Source organism: Paraburkholderia sp. RL18-085-BIA-A, from assembly GCF_046027075.1.
In the GTDB taxonomy this organism is placed as follows: Bacteria; Pseudomonadota; Gammaproteobacteria; order Burkholderiales; family Burkholderiaceae; genus Paraburkholderia.
The window spans coordinates 15,831-31,604 of record NZ_JARESU010000073.1; the positions used below are offsets into that span (position 1 = coordinate 15,831).

7 protein-coding genes are annotated in these 15,774 nt (G+C 60.8%); 4 read left to right on the top strand and 3 right to left on the bottom strand.

Annotated features, from left to right (window positions below; translation table 11 throughout):
- Positions 1-203: 203 nt before the first annotated feature.
- Positions 204-2,663, bottom strand: a complete 2,460-nt coding sequence (locus P0D89_RS33745; protein ID WP_408377775.1) for a membrane-bound PQQ-dependent dehydrogenase, glucose/quinate/shikimate family — start codon at positions 2,661-2,663, stop codon at positions 204-206.
- A gap of 695 nt (positions 2,664-3,358) precedes the next feature.
- Here P0D89_RS33745 and P0D89_RS33750 point away from each other — a divergent pair.
- On the top strand, positions 3,359-3,664 hold the full coding sequence (locus tag P0D89_RS33750) for a hypothetical protein (protein ID WP_408377777.1): 306 nt from the start codon (positions 3,359-3,361) through the stop codon (positions 3,662-3,664).
- A 175-nt stretch (positions 3,665-3,839) separates the two neighbouring features.
- Here the strand turns inward: P0D89_RS33750 and P0D89_RS33755 are convergent, their stop codons facing one another.
- Positions 3,840-5,528 (bottom strand): GDSL-type esterase/lipase family protein, encoded by a 1,689-nt coding sequence (locus P0D89_RS33755; RefSeq protein WP_408377779.1) that lies wholly within the window; start codon positions 5,526-5,528, stop codon positions 3,840-3,842.
- Positions 5,529-5,580: 52 nt separating this feature from the next.
- Positions 5,581-7,398 carry a serine aminopeptidase domain-containing protein gene (locus tag P0D89_RS33760; RefSeq protein ID WP_408377780.1) on the bottom strand — a complete coding sequence of 606 codons (1,818 nt, stop codon included), beginning with the start codon at positions 7,396-7,398 and terminating at the stop codon, positions 5,581-5,583.
- Between the two features lie 567 nt (positions 7,399-7,965).
- Between P0D89_RS33760 and P0D89_RS33765 the strand changes: the two genes are divergently transcribed.
- The 3 genes from P0D89_RS33765 (at position 7,966) to P0D89_RS33775 (ending at position 15,711) form a co-directional block, all read left to right on the top strand.
- The gene (locus tag P0D89_RS33765; RefSeq protein WP_408377781.1) at positions 7,966-11,031 is read left to right on the top strand and encodes an acetoacetate--CoA ligase; all 3,066 of its coding nucleotides are present in this window, start codon (positions 7,966-7,968) and stop codon (positions 11,029-11,031) included.
- Positions 11,032-11,699: 668 nt separating this feature from the next.
- Positions 11,700-12,866, top strand: coding sequence for a hypothetical protein (locus P0D89_RS33770; RefSeq protein ID WP_408377782.1), 1,167 nt, complete (start codon positions 11,700-11,702; stop codon positions 12,864-12,866).
- A 604-nt stretch (positions 12,867-13,470) separates the two neighbouring features.
- On the top strand, positions 13,471-15,711 hold the full coding sequence (locus P0D89_RS33775; protein ID WP_408377783.1) for a polysaccharide biosynthesis tyrosine autokinase: 2,241 nt from the start codon (positions 13,471-13,473) through the stop codon (positions 15,709-15,711).
- The last annotated feature ends 63 nt before the right edge of the window (positions 15,712-15,774 follow it).

The window sequence follows — 15,774 nt, forward strand, 5'->3', positions numbered from 1 at the left end:
CAATTGCGGGCGATCGGGCACAAAACGCACATCAATGAAGTCGTTGAGCGCGGCGAGCGTCATTTTTGCTGCCGCCTTGGATCAGGCGTTCGGCTCGAGATTACGCAGACAATACAGTCTTGCGAAGTGCAAACATGGCGGCGAAAATGGGGATGAATGCTACTGCAGACATTGCGTGTCGCGCACGACAACTCGAGCCGATCTCAAGCTCCGCGCTTCGGTAAAGCGTATGCAATTACGTAGTCTCCAGGCGGCGTCTGCATGAAATGATGGCCCGCGGCAACAATGGCAATGAACTGGCGGCCATTCACTTCATACGTCATCGGAGTCGCCTGACCGCCCGCCGGCAGAACATCACTCCAGATGACCTTGCCTGTTTTTACGTCGATCGCGCGGATAAGATTGTCCGTCGCTGCCGCTACGAAAACGAGGCCACCAGCAGTGATTATCGGACCGCCGTTATTTGGTGTCCCAATATCTATCGGCAAGCCGGTCGGCAAGCCGAAAGGCCCGTTGGCGCGCGCCGTACCAAGGGGGCGCTGCCATAACACCTGACGGGTGTGCATGTCGATCGCAGTCGTCATTCCGTAGGGCGGCTCATTGCACAGCAGGTTGGTGTATCTCATGACGAAGGGGCCGACTGAAACGCCATAAGGTGTCTCTGCTTGCGCCCCTGACCCACCTCCGTCCGGGTCGAAGGCCGAGTCGTCGATCGACTTGAGGAGGCGCGTGTCAGCCTGAGATCGAGTGAGCAACTGGTTGTACATCGGGGTGTTGTTCCAGTTGGCGATCAGCACGCCAGTTGTCGGGTCATACGCCATGCTGCCCCATTCGCTCCCACCGTTATTCCCAGGATATTGAATCCAGGGCCGAGTAAGGCTCGGCGCAGTAAATTCACCTTCGTAACGTGCGCGTCGGAACTTGATTCGACAATAGAGCTGGTCAAGCGGCGTCAGCCCCCACATTTGCTTTTCGCTGAGATCGCCGAATCCGAGTCGCGGCATACCAACCGACCATGGCTGGGTCGGCGCGAGAGGATCTTCAGCCAGGACGCTTGCTGGTGCCGGGCGCTCTTCGACGGGTGTCAGCGGCGCACCGTTACGTCGATCTAGCACAAACGTCTGCCCGCGCTTGGTAGGAACGATCATTGCGGGGATCGGGACGCCATCCTTATCAGGGAAGTCGATCAGCGTGGGCTGTGATGCGATGTCATAGTCCCAAACATCTTTGTGCACAGTCTGAAATACCCAACGCTGGTCACCGGTACGCGCGTCTAGCGCCACTATCGCGGAAGAGACCTTGTTCTCTTCCGGCGAGCGCAGCGCGCTGTAGTAGTCCACAGCGGAATTTCCCGTCGGCACATAGACAAGGCCAAGCTTGTCGTCACCGACCATCATGGTCCATGAATTTGGCGTACCACGGCTGTACCACTTACCCGGCGGAGGTTCGGCATGGTCGTTGGGACGCTTGACGTCCCATGCCCAAACAAACATACCAGTCTCGGCGCTGTAACCCCGAATTACGCCGGACGGCGCCCAGCGACGCTGGCCGTCCAGCACCTCCTGGTTCGTGACGATGACGCCATTGACCACTGTCGGCGGCGAGGGCTCAGCAACGAAGCCGGGCATAGACGGTCCCATTCCGACCATGAGATCCACCTGACCGTGAGTGCCGAACGTTTCGCATGCCTTGCCTGTGTCAGCATCGACTGCGATCAGCCGCTCGTCCAAGGTCGCTTCGATAATCCGTTGCCTGCACGGGAGCGAAGCAGAAATGGTCTGCGACCTGTAGTACACGACTCCACGACAGGCCGCGGTATACGGTACGTTTTGGTACTTCACTCCTGATTTATAGCGCCAGACTTCACGTCCAGTCTCTGCGTCGAGCCTCACAAGATCGTTCGTCGCCGAGCACAGGTAGACTGCGTCGCCAATTTTGAGTGGGGTCGTCTCTGCAGCCCATTTATTTCGCTGGCCAGCCGGAGGCAAATCGCCGGTACGGTATACCCACTCTCGCTGCAATTGGCTGACATTCTCAGCTGTGATTTGCGTTAGAGGCGAGTATCGCGTCGCATCATTGTCGCGGCCGTAAACCGCCCAGTCGCCGTCAGGTTGGGGTGCAACGTTGGCCTTCGCTGTTACGAGTGGCTTGTCTGGAAACGGCCCAACTAACGACGTGACGTTGTACGGCACGAAGGCGAGCGCAGACGCCACGATAAAGATTCCCGCCATAATTGCGGCCAGGGAGTACGCCACTTTCTTCTTAACATTCAATATCGGCAACAGCAGCGCCAGAAAAAAAGCGATGAGGGTCAACGCTCCAAGGCGCGGCACCCAGCCCCAGTAATCCAGGCCACTTTCCCGAACAGTCCACATCACTGTTCCGGAAAATACGATGGCGTACAACCACGCTCCTGACTGACGAAGACGGAACAGCTGCACTCCGGACGCGACAATCCCAGCGCCTGCTGCCAGGTAATACGCAGAACCGCCGAGCCAGATCAACCAACTCCCGCCCGCGACGAACGCAAACCCGAGCAAAACTAACAATCCCGCTAGCAGACGTAATGGCCATCGCGAGACGCCCCTTTCCCGCGTTGTCGGAGGTGACAGACGTAGTGGCCATCGGGAAACGCCCCTTTCATGAATTGTCGGAGGTGACATTAGCTTCTCTCCTCGTAACGATCATGCATATTTCGCGGAAATGGAACGCTCGCCCGGTGAAGCCGAAAATCTAGAGGGCAGTGCCCTGTGAGGGATTTTCGGAGCGTCACTCACAGGGTTATTCCTATTACGCTTTTATCTGTTGTGAACGCAGCGTCCGCAATTCGACCTCGGACAATTCCAGATCGCGCCTTGATTGTCGCGCACGGTTATATGTGTTTTCATGCAACGTCATTAGGCTGTGGCGAACCTCCTGATTGGCCGCACGATGCTTGCTTGCTCACATCTTTCAATCGAGAACATTTCGACGGGAGCAATTGGAACCTTCGGAACCACCGGTCTGAGAGCTCAGCCGCCCCCGCCAGTTGAAAGGCCAACGATTGCAATAGGAGATGATTGCGGCCAAGCTCGTCAAAACACTGAGGTGCGCTTCGATTATTCCGGAGGCGCGACGTTGTCAGCAAGTTAAGATACTCATTCAGAATCGTTTCATTACGTGCTATGTAATGCATTTTAGGTATTGGAGAGGAAATATCCGTTCGTTTCCGCACCCACAATGATGCCGGTTTTAAGAAACAGGGCTTCCGTGGTCGACCAGAAAAACTGGTTTTAGAGTGGGCTTTGATGACGACGCCAACGTTGAATATCGCGACGTCGGTTGACGCAGGTGACTTGCCGGGTGACGAGCAGGATGAGTGACCGATGTACCCTCATTGTCGGAAAATCGCGACCTGGAGATGGTGGGCTATCCTGGACGCCATCAATCGACGAGTGAGGTCAGGGTTTGTGGGGTGGAAAGTTGCTCTAAGTTTTATCGCCGCAACGACGACAGTCTTCAATTTGATCCGCAACGACACGGCGCTTTTTCGACGCAATCGAACCTGTGGTACCGTCGTATCCTTATTGGAGGAGAGGGGTTTGAACTGGCTAATCTTGTGTTCGTCGAGCGTATCTTCGCGATTCAGCGACCATTGCGGCACCGAACCCAAAGCCAGCATTGAAAACGCCCGAAAACGCGACGAGCGTCGACATTCAGAGCGACGCGTGACAAAAATCCGAAGCAGCCGCGCTTCCCCTTAACTGACGGAGGGCATATGAAAATTTTAAGCATCATCGGGACGATTGTGTTCGTCGCGGTGGTCGCGCTCTCGTTGCTGGCCGTGATGGATATCCTCTTCAAGTCCACCAAAAAGAAGAGTCGAAAGAACAATGCTGCAACGCGAAGACTGCATGAACATAAGCGTCCGACATGGTCGCGTAAATAAGTCGCCTCGTCCGCGCGAGCCGGCAAGGGCGTTCGCCTCGAGCCGTCGCTATCGATACGTGGATACCGCGCCGCTGCGCGTATAGATCGAGGAGATTCCCGTCGTTCTGCATGTGCGTGTAGGCGCCGCGATTGCCCGGCGTGCCGCTTTCCCCAACAGGCGTCCCATTGGCGTCGAAGGTGACGAGGTTGCCGTTTTCCCGCATCCGCACTTCGACCGCAGCCGGCCCGCGCGTGCCGGCCGACCAGAGTGTCGCGCTCGACTGCGTCACCCTCAGATTGCCATCGGCTTGCATGTTGAGATTGAAGTGGTTGTCGGACGACGACAGCTTCTGACCGCGCGCGAGACCCTGACCCGGCGCCAGTTGACCGCATGCCGACGGCGCCCGGATCGGCGGTAGTGCTGCGAGCGCATTGAGATCCATCGCGTTGGCGATCGCCTGTAAACCCGCATCGTTCGGATGTAGCTTATCGCCGCTGTCATAGGCCGGCAGCAACGCGGCGGGATTGGCCGGATCGCTCACCGCCTGCGCCTGATCCAGCACCGCATCGCAGCCGCTCGTCGAGCTCAGGACGAATGCATTCACTTGCTGGCGCGCCGCTTCGATGTCACCCGTTGCGCTGAACGGTGTCAGCGTGGAGCAGATCACCTTGATGTTGACGCGATGGGCCCGCTCGACCAGCTGCTGCAACGTGCTGATCAGTTGCGGCGCAGTCGAAGGATTGTCGGTGTTCAGGTTGTTGATCGCATCGTCCGAGATGATCACCCACTTCGCGCCGGGTTGCTGGAGGGCGTCGCGATCGAAGCGGGTGAGACCGGCCTGACCGGCGCTATCGGTGAAGAAGTTGTTGCCGCTGATCCCCATGTTCAGCACGCCCACGGTCATGCCGGCCTGCTGCAGCCGCACCGCGAGGCGATTGGGCCAGCGCTGGTTGCTGCTGGCGCTCGACCTGAAGCCGTCCGTGATGGAGGCGCCAAAGGCGACCACCGAGCCCGTCGCGGCGTCGTTTTGCACGTCGAGGTTGGTGATGAAATAGTAGGACTGACCGCCCGCGGAATTCGCAGTGCCGCCGGAGAAGGCGGGATCGGCGCTCACGTCTCCAGAAGCGATATAGACGTCCTGTAAGCCGTCGACGTGACCTGTCGAGCGTGGCGGGGTCCGCGAAGACAAATAGAGGCTTATGGCGACGTCGGCGAGGATAGGGACCTGAAACGCGACCGGATCGCTCATGACCGACGCGCCCGCCGGAATCGTCACGTGCGGCTGGCCGCCGAACATGACGGCGCGGTCACTGCCGGTCACCGTTTGGGGACCTTGGGCGCGCCGCGCGATGCGCGCATTGCCGATCACGAGCGGCGCGGTGCCATAGAGATTCGACACGCGGATCCGCGCCGATGTCCCGCCGATGCTGGTGCGCACGATCTGCCGCACCGTCTGGTTGTTGAAGCCGGGATCGTCCATGATGGAGGGCGCCATCGACCACGTGCCTGTCCACGATGCCGCGGACGGGGTGCCTTGCGCAAAATAGTGCGTCGTGCAAGGCATCACGATGACGACGACCAACGCCGCTTTTAAAAGCACCCGCATCCATCGTTTCACTACCCTCTCCCTCGCGGGGCGCAAGTCTTGGGCTCGCGGCCCGGCTTCTTGCCTAACGCTGCTGTTGCGGCACGGCCAACACCGGATCGACCAGCTTGGGCGCCGTCGCCTTCTGATTCAGATCCTTGATGAACGCTTCGCTCAGCGCCACGACTTTGGCCGACGCTCGCGGATCGAAAAGCGCGTGATCGAGTTCATCGAAAACGACAGCCTTGACCTTCGAAAAACGCGACAGCTTCTTCCCGCGCTTGCCGAAATGCGCGTTGAGTTGTTCCATGCCTTCGTCGCCTGAACCGTAGATGAACAATGTCCGCACGCCTTTGCGCTCGAGCGCGTGAACGACGCCATGCGGGTCCGTCAACGCATCGACTTTGGGCGGGGCGGCACGGTTGCCGGTCAAATCCAGCCTATGCGAGCGCAGACGCGCGATCAAGTTCGACGCGACCGCCTGCGCGATCGGCCGGAACCTGCGCTTTCCGCTCAGGACGAGCCACCATTTGGACGGCTTGAATATCGCCGGCCCAACACGCTTCAGCGAGTTGCGCTGGAGCTCCTCCAGGTCCGCCATCGACATGCCTTCGGGAATGTGAAAGCGCGCGAGGTTGACCGCGATCACAGCCGTGAGCGCCGGCTCCACGAGCGACGCACGCAAGGTGCTGTAGGCGCCCGAGCAGATCCCGAACGAGATGACCGTGTGATAGCCCTTGCGCTTGAGCCAGGCGGCGGCGGTCCCGACATCCTCGATCGTCGTGCTTGCATGGATCGACGGGACCAGGTCGAGCGGCCCGTGCGCGGTGCGCGGCGGACTGTCGCCGATGCCGCGCGCATCGATGCGCATCGACGCAATCCCGCGCCGGGCCATTTCCCGCGCGATGCGCACGGACAGCCGGCTGTCGCCGTGATGCACGCTGCCGGCGGTATTCGTGATCAGCACGACAGGCCCGAACGCGAACCTGTCGCGCGGTTCGCAGAGCATGCCGAAGAGGCCGTTGGCGCCGAAGGTGACCGGGCGCTCGCGGGCCTCGGGCGTATCGATGATCGCTTCGTCGTCCAGCGATACGCTCGGCCGTGCGCCCTTGTTCAGCGGGCTTCGAACGCGCGTGTCCGGGGTGCCGTCCGCGATCCATTGCGCGGCCCGTGCAAGCGCGCGAGCCGGTACGACCGACGACTTCGTCTCATCGACATATTCGTAGTAGCCTTCCATCACGGCCGTCTCGACTTCGACGCCACGTCCGCGCAGCGTCGAACCGAGCGCGGCGCTTGCGCGCGGGCGCGCATCGAGCACGAGCGCGCGCGGGGGAATCGAAGCGTGTTCGTCCATTGCCTTCGAGAGATCGAGCGCGTCCAGTTCACTGCACAGCTTGTCGCTGTAAACCTGGCCTAGTACGTTGAACGGCTTGTCGCGCTGCGTGGCGCGCAAGGGCGCGGGGAGGTTGTCGAGCCAGACCTTGCGTAGCGCCGCCAGTTCGCGCAGATACGCGTGCCCGCGCGTAACGGGCGCGAGCAGCACGAGCGAGTCGACCTCGCATCGACGCGATGCCAGCGCCGCCAGGGTCGCTCCGAGACGCAGGCCGCATAACGTCACGCTCGTCACGCCGGTCTCCTTGAGCCGCTCGACGGCCGCGACGATATCGGACACGAAGGCATCGAAATGATGGGCATGGCCGTCGACGCCAGCGGAGTCTCCCGTCGCGAGATAATCGAAGCGCAGCGCGGGAATGCCGTACGCGGACAGTTCCTCGGCAAGATACCGGATGCCCTTGTGACACCACGGTTCTTCATGACCGAACGGACTGCAGATCACCACGCCATGCGGGCCTTGCCCGGGATGAAGCCATCCAAAGCGTCCACCGAACGCGATCGGCTTCATGGGTTACCTCGACTGGCTGGGTTATCGTCGCCTGCGATAGCCGGCTGACAAAGAGCGGACGTTGCAACTTCTTTTGCAACCGCACCGCGCGATGTTCTCGTCTTGTAGCGCATCGGAGTGAAGCCTCTTTTGGTTTTGAGTGTTTCGGCCGATTGGATCGTTCTTTAGATATACATTCGGTGCGCTAAGCAACACTGCACGAAGCAGGAAACGAATTTGACCTGGACACCGTTATTCAAGCGATCGCGCCGCAATCCCTTGCCATCGGGCGGCGATAAGGCTTGACGATAATTGGAAACGTTTACCTTTAACGCGAGTTCGAAAGACGCGATCTAGACCACGCACATCGGCATTAAAAGCGTCGATCAGGTTTACCCGTAAGCGCGAGGCTGAGCGGATTGTGGGAGTCCGCACATAGCATTATCGGCCGGCGCGATAATCTGTTTGCGCGGGAAAATGCCCCTTGGGCAAAAGTAAAAGTGGGGCATTTGTCGGAATGCGTTTGTCGCGGCGGCTGCCGCCGGCAAATAAATACTGTGTAACGCGTTGTTTGCATACGGGTGCGCGATGAATCGCGAGAACATCTTCGGGGGAAGCGTGCGCATGTACGCGCGTGAACCTTTGTTTCAAAACCCACCAGAGCGAGTCGCTCAAACACGCATGTCACGCTTTACCGCAGCGCTCGAGGCCTTCACTGGCGAGCGTTTCGCGGACTATCCGGCGCTGCACGCCTACTCCACGCGCGAATACCGCTCGTTCTGGCAGTTCTTCCTGCAATGGACCGAAGGCATGGAATGGTCGGGCAGGGCGGAGCCGGCCTGCATCGGCGACGAATGCGAGACTGCGCGCTTCTTTCCAAACGTCGAGCTGAATTATGCGCAGTGCCTGCTCGGTCGCAAGATCGCGCCGGACGAAGCGCCCGCGTTGACCGCGCGCTATGCCGACGGCCGTCGCGAAACCATTACGCGCGGCGATCTGCGCGAGCGGGTCGCGCGGCTTGCTCATTCGCTTAGCGAGCTTGGCCTGCGTCCCGGCGACCGCGTGGTCGCGATGATGCGTAACGACGCCCAGGCGATCATCACGGCGCTCGCCGTGACGGCGCTTGGCGCGACGCTATCGACCGCGGCGCCTGAAACCGGCGTGCAGGCGATCCTCGACCGCTTCGAGCCGCTCGAGCCGCGCATGCTGTTCGCGCATACGACGCAGCGCTCGTTCGACACGGCAGGCTCGATCGCCGCGCACGTCGCCGCGGTGGCCGCCGCCTTGCCGATGCTCACCGCCGTCGTCTGCCTCGACGAGACGCCGCTGCCGAGCACGGTCAGCCAGCCTCAGCATTCGCTGCGCGATCTCATCGTGCGGGGCAACGCAGAGCAGTTCGAATGGCGGCGCTTTCCGTTCAACCATCCGCTTTTCATCATGTTCTCGTCGGGCACGACGGGCAAACCCAAGTGCATCATGCACGGGGCGGGCGGCACGCTGCTCGAGCATCTGAAAGAGCACCAACTGCACAGCGACCTGGGTCCCGGCGACAAGCTCTACTTCCACACGAGCTGCTCGTGGATGATGTGGAACTGGCAGTTGTCGGTGCTGGCATCGGGCGTCGAAATCGTCACGTACGACGGGCCGGTGACCGAGGTGGACACGCTGTGGCGCCTCGTCGCCGACGAGCGCGTGACCGTGTTCGGCACGAGCCCGGCCTACCTGAAGATGAGCGAGGACGCGGGCCTCGAGCCCGGCAAGCAGTTCGCACTGGATGCGCTGCGCGCGATGATGTCGACGGGCGCCGTGCTCTACGACCCGCAGTTCGAATGGGTGAACAAGCACGTCAAGCCGCTGCAGCTTCAATCGATTTCAGGCGGCACCGACATCATCGGCTGCTTCGTGCTCGGCAATCCGAACCTGCCGGTCCATGCCGGCGAAGCGCAGTGCAAAAGCCTCGGCCTCGACGTCCAGGCGTGGGACCAGGGCGCGTCGACCTTCATGACCGGCGAACTGGTCTGCGTGAACCCGTTCCCGTCGCGCCCGCTCGGCTTCTTCGGCGACCCGGACGGCTCGCGCTTTCACTCCGCCTATTTCAAGGCGAATCCGGGCGTGTGGACGCACGGCGACATCATCGAGATTTCGGGGCAGGGCTCGGCGCGCCTGCACGGACGCAGCGACGGCGTGCTGAACGTGCGTGGCATCAACGTGAGCCCGGGCGAGATCTATCGCATCCTGAGCGACATCGCCGAGATCCATCAGGCGATGGTCGTGGCGCAAGCCCCCGACGAAGCGAGCGGCACCGGCCAGCGCGTCGTGCTGCTGCTCGTGTTGCGCCAGGGCGCGCGCATGAGCGCCGCCCTCGCTTCGCGCGTGCGGCGCGAGCTGATGCGCCAGGGGGCGGCCGCGCTCGTGCCGGACGTGATCGCCGAGGTGGAGGCGCTGCCATTCACGCATAACGGCAAGGCGTCGGAGGCAGCCGCACGCGATGCCGTGAACGGCTTGCCGGTGCGCAATTTGTCGTCGCTGGCGAATCCGGGATGCGTCGAGAAGATCAGCGTGCATCCCGCGCTTGCCCGCAAGCGTCGCGAGCTGCCGGAACCGGGCGAATCGGCGGAGCAGACGGAAGTCTATCTGCGCGCGCTCTGGGAGCAGCTTTTCAGCTTCTCGCCGATCGGTCTCGACGACAACTTCTTCGAGCTCGGCGGCCATTCGTTGCTCGCCGCGCAAATGCTCGCTGAGGTCAAGCGGGCCACCGGACGCACCTTGCCGCTCGCGACGCTCATCATCGCGCCGACCGTGGCGCGGCTTGCGGCCGTGATCGTGGAAGACGGCGTGCAGGGCGGGCAGCCGAACCTCGTGCCGATGCGCGCGGGGCGCGGGCGGCCGATCTTCATGGTCCACAGCATCACGGGCTCGGTGATGGAGTGCCTGACGCTCGCCGGCACGCTGCAAAGCGAGCGGCCGGTGTACGGCCTTCAGGCGCGCGGGCTCGACGGCGACGAAGAGCCGCAGCGCAGCGTCGAGGCGATGGCGGGCGTCTACGTCGAGCAGATGCGCGCGGTGCAACCGAGCGGTCCGTATGCACTCGTCGGCTATTCGTTCGGTGGGCTGGTGGCGTTCGAGATCGCGCAGCAGCTGATCGCGGCGGGCCAGAAGATCGAGCTGCTGTGCCTGCTCGATACCTACGTCGACGAACGCTACCTGCCGCTGCCCGCGTGGGTGCGCTTCCAGTCGGAGGTGATGGTCGAGCGCGTGCGCACGTTCCGCGAGCTCTCCGCACGCGAGCGCCTAGCCTACATGATGGAGAGGTTGTCCGGCGCCGCCGACCGGATCCGCATGCGGCTCGGCAAAATGGCCCGCAAGCCGGCCTCCGATACGCAGGGCCTGCCGCCGGTGCTGCGGCGAGTCCGCGAATCGATGCGCGTCGCAATGGCGACGTATCGGCCGCGCCGCTACTTCGGCAGCCCGATCGTCTACGTGCGGGCGTCCGTCAGGGAAGACGGGCAGGGCGATCCTTTGCCGGCATGGCAGCGGGTCGCGCGGCTGGGCCTTGTGGTGAAGAACGTCGAAGGCGCGCATACCGATCTCGTCGTCGAGCCGATCCTCGCGACGGTCGCGGATACGCTCGCGCGCAGGCTGACCGGCGCCTGACCAGCGCCGCGGGCGCGGCGGTGTGATCCGCCGCGCCCGCCATGCGTCCGGAACCCACGAGTGTTCCAGGCGTCATCCCACATTTTAAATCATTCCTTTCAAATAAATTGCTCATACGGTTTAAAATCGACTTTTAAACCGCCGGAATGAATACCTCTGATTATCCTTCATACGTTTTAGATCGCCAATCTACAGATGAATAAAATCGGTTCGGATATCCATGTAAATACGGATGTTCAGGAAATCATTCCGTTTTGGCTGAATTATACGATGATATGTCGTACAGTTTGAAACAAGTGTAACGTGGAATCGCTTTTGGTAATCTGATATGATTATTACCAGTCGGTATTAGTTACCGATCAGCTGCTGCTCTATGCGTCTCATCGGTCGCTTATGCGCCATCGAAATGCAAGTCGTGGTGAACCCTTCCGGAAGACCCTGCTTTACCACCTGAAGTTCTCTTCGCTTTAAACCGGAGAAAACGCTTCGGGAATTCGCTCGCCCTGCGCGTTTTCGCATCGCCGATTACGCGGGGCAATGTGTACGTCAGCGTTCGGGCTTTTTGCGCCCGTTATCTCGCTTAATTTCCCTTTTAAACGCCTGTGTGGTCGAGGGTCGTGCCCAGTTTTTGGCTTTTCGATCGCGCCGGCACAGCTAAAAAGACTTGAATGCTTAAGAACAAATCAGCTCAAAAATCCCAAGTTAGTGACGATCAACTCGCGGTCCGTCGTAAATTTTTGACATCGCTATTGGCCGGCAGCGGCGCACTCGTGCTGGCCGCATGTGGCGGCGGCAGCAGCGATCCCGCCAGTCCCGAGGCGGTAGCGAACCGAAGCCGGCACCCTGGCGGCGCCTCGTCCTCGAGCGGCACCAGTTCCACGCCGGCTGCGAGCGCGCCGGCAGCAACGACACCGGCGAGCGCGCCGGCGAGCACCGACGGCGTTCTTCTTGACACGTCTTTCGGGGTAACGGGCGACGGCACCACCAACGATCGTGTGGCACTCCAGCGCGCGATCGACGGCTCGGTCGGACAGATTTTGCTGATTACCGGAAAGAGCCGGATCGATGCGGCCGGTCTCGACCTGCGCACCAACAGCCACGTGCGTTTTGCAAGCGGCGCGTCGATCAAGCTGCTTTCGCATAACACCGATACGTATGAAATCATGCGTTTGGCGGACGTGGATAACGTCACGCTTGAGAGCCCGTATCTCGATGGCAGCAAGGAATTGAATTCGGCGACGTCAGGTGAATGGGGAATGGGAATTTCGATTAATGGCGCAACGAATTGCACCATCACATCCCCGACCACAATCAATTGCTGGGGCGACGGCATTTATATCAATAATAGCGATCAAAATAGCGGCGTCTACAGCAAGAACATCACGGTCAATTCTCACCACGCGAGCGGATGCCGCCGCCAGGGTGTATCGATCATCAGCGGCAGCGGCATCACGTTCAATACGCCGCTTTGGGAAAATATTGGCGGAACGCAACCCGGCGCCGGGCTCGATATCGAACCGAACGACAATACCGCCGTGTTTGAAAACATCAGCATCGTCAGCCCGACGACGAACAACTGCGCCGGCGGCGGGATTCTCATTTATTTCGGCTTCCTGCCGGGTCCGGTCAGCAAGACGGTCGGCATCAGCATTACCGGCCATACGGATACGGGCAGCCCCGGCGGCTCATTCAACGTCCAGGGCCTGCACCTGAACGGCTACGTCGTGAATGGCTCGATTACCAGCACCGATCCGGTCTGGAAAACCGCGATGAGCCTGGAAGACTGGGACAAGGGCGGTCCGACGGTGACTGTCACCAACGCCAAAATCGGCTGATGTAAGTGGTTTGCCGGGGGCGCGATACCTCAACGGATCGCACCCCCGCTGTCTGACCGGGCAACGCTCGACCCCCGCGCTTCACCCCCCGCCTCAAATAACAGCACCCGGCATTCGCCGCGCATGCTGATCCCTATTCGTCCGTTGGATAACCCACAGTGTATTGCGTGAAAACCATAATATGTCTGGTCGGACATTTTATGGTTTTCCCTATTTTACAAATCCGATATTCATATTCGTAAAACGTTTGCGCAGCCGCTTATAGCCGAATAGGTCTGGGTTAATTTGTGTGCGCTATCGCGCATACTTGGTGCACCCTTGTGCCGTATCGTTGCTTCTAGGAAAAGGGCGATTATTGTTTAATCGTCTGGGGGGAACATTTTCCATAGGAAAATAACGATGAATAGTTCAAAAACCAGTCGACGCTTTAATTCGTCGAATTCGTGGATAAAGTCTTCCTTTCGGAAGGAAGATTCTTCGAGCTGATTTCTCATCCGGCGATCAACCCATATTGGTCGCGCGCGGACGTGAGGGATGAGTTTATCCCTCGTTCGAATCCGGGTGCCCGCGCGGTCAAAAGAAAACCACGTGACGAGACGTGTCCATGAAACTTAAAACTCAAGCGTCAGAGGCATTGTCAGAGCGTAACGATGAATTCGATCCGGGATCGATCATCGACACGTTGATTAATCACCGGGTCATGATCATTGCGACGACGATGCTCTTCGTAGTGGTGGGCGCCCTGTACGCGTTCTGCGCGACACCCGTCTATCGGGCGAGTATCTCGATCAAGGTGGAAGACAACACCCCGACCGCGCTCCCGGACTCGAAAGACCTGGTGCGCAATGCGTCGTCGATGTTCGAGGAAAAGTCCTCGGCCGAAGGCGAGATGCAGATCCTCCGGTCGAAATCCATCGCCATGCAGACGGTGGACTCGCTCAAGCTCTATATCGAAGCCGAGCCGAAGCGCCTGCCGCTGTTTGGCGGCCTGATCGCGCGCCACAACGACACGCGGCTCACACCCGGACTCCTCGGCTGGGGCGGCTTCGTCTGGAGCGACGAGGCGATCAACGTGGCGACGTTCGAAGTACCCAAGAAGCAAGAGGGCGCCGGCTACACCGTCACCGCGCTGCCGGGCGACCAATACCAGCTACGCGGATCGGGGATCGAGCAGCCGCTCACCGGCCGGGTCGGCGTCGAAGAGCATTTCGAAACCAGCCACGGGCCGGTTACGCTGCTCGTGAGCAAGATCGACGGCGAGAGCGGCGCAGTGTTCAACCTCACGCGCCATTCGCGCCAGCAGACGCTCGAGCAACTGCAAACGCGCCTCCAGATCGATGAGCAAGGCAACAAGTCGAACGTGCTCGGCGTCTTGCTGGAAGGCAGGGACCCGGTTCTCGTGAGCAGCATCCTGAACGAGATCGGTAAGGAGTACGTCCGCCAGAACGTGAGCGAGAAGGGCGCCAACGCCGAGAAGTCGCTGAATTATCTCGAGCAGCAGCTGCCGACGGTGAAGCGCCAGATGGAGCAGGCGGAAGAAGCCTACAACTCCTATCGCAACAGCCACGGCCTCCTGGACGCGGACGAAGAGGGCCGCCTCATCCTGAGACAGGCCACCGAAGCGGACTCGCGCCTCTTCGACCTGAAGCGCCAGCGCATGGACCTGACTGCCCGCTTCTCGCCGTCGCACCCGAGCGTGGAAGCGATCGATCAGCAGATCGCCGGTACCAACAAGTACGTCGAGAGCCTCGCGGCGCGCGTTCGGGCGATGCCGTCGGCGGAGCAAGGTGCGCTGCGCCTGATGCGCGACATGCGCTCGAGCTCCGACATGTACGCGGCATTGCGTAACAACATCGAAACCTTGCGTCTGGTCAAGGCCGGCAAGTCCGCCTCCGTGCAACTGCTCGATACCGCGGACGTCCCCGAGCGGCCGGTCAAGCCGGTGAAATCGCTGGTTCTGCTTGTTGCTGCCGTGCTGGGTCTGTTCATCGGTATCGGCTTGGCCTTCCTGCGCGACTTCCTGTTCAAGGGCGTGGCCGATCCGGAAGAGCTCGAATCGCGCACGGGCCTCAGTGTCTACGCGACGATCCCGGTCAGCGATCGTCAGTACGAACTGACGCGCAGGATGTCGAGCAAGGGTGAAGAGCCGCTGGCTCTGGCCAACCGCTTCCCGATGGATCCGGCAGTGGAAGCGCTGCGCACGATGCGCGCGTCGCTGCAGTTCGCGCTCAACGGCGATCGCAACAACGTCGTGATGCTCGCGGGACCGCTGCCGGGGATCGGCAAGTCGTTCCTGTCGGCGAACCTCAGCACCTTGCTCGCCGCCGGCGGAAAGCGCGTGCTGCTGATCGACGGCGACTTGCGCCGCGGCCATCTGAACGAGTACTTCGGTTTGCCGCGCGGCGCTGGCCTCGCCGATCTCGTCGCCGGAAATCGCTCGTTCGATGACACCGTGCACAAGGAAGTGCTGCCGAAGCTCGACGTCCTGCAGTGCGGTGAATATCCGCGCGACCCGGCCGAATTGCTCCTGAGCGCCAATTTCAAGGCAACTATTCGCACCGCGTCGGAGCTTTACGACATCGTCCTGCTCGATGCACCCGCGATTCTCGCCGTCTCCGATACGGCAACGATGGCGCCCGTCGCCGACTCGATCTTCCTGGTCGCGCGTTTCGCCGATACGCGTGCCGGCGAGATCTCGGAATCGGTCAAGCGCCTCGCGCAAACCGGCGCGAAGGTCGAAGGCATCTTGCTGAACGGATTCAAGGTGAATCGCGGCAACTACGCCCAGTCACGTCGGTACGGCAACTACGCATACGAAGCCTACTACTCCGATTCAACGAAATAACGCGCGCTTGCCCGGGCAACGGTTCACTCCTGCTGAACCTCGCCCGTAGGTTCGACAAGACGC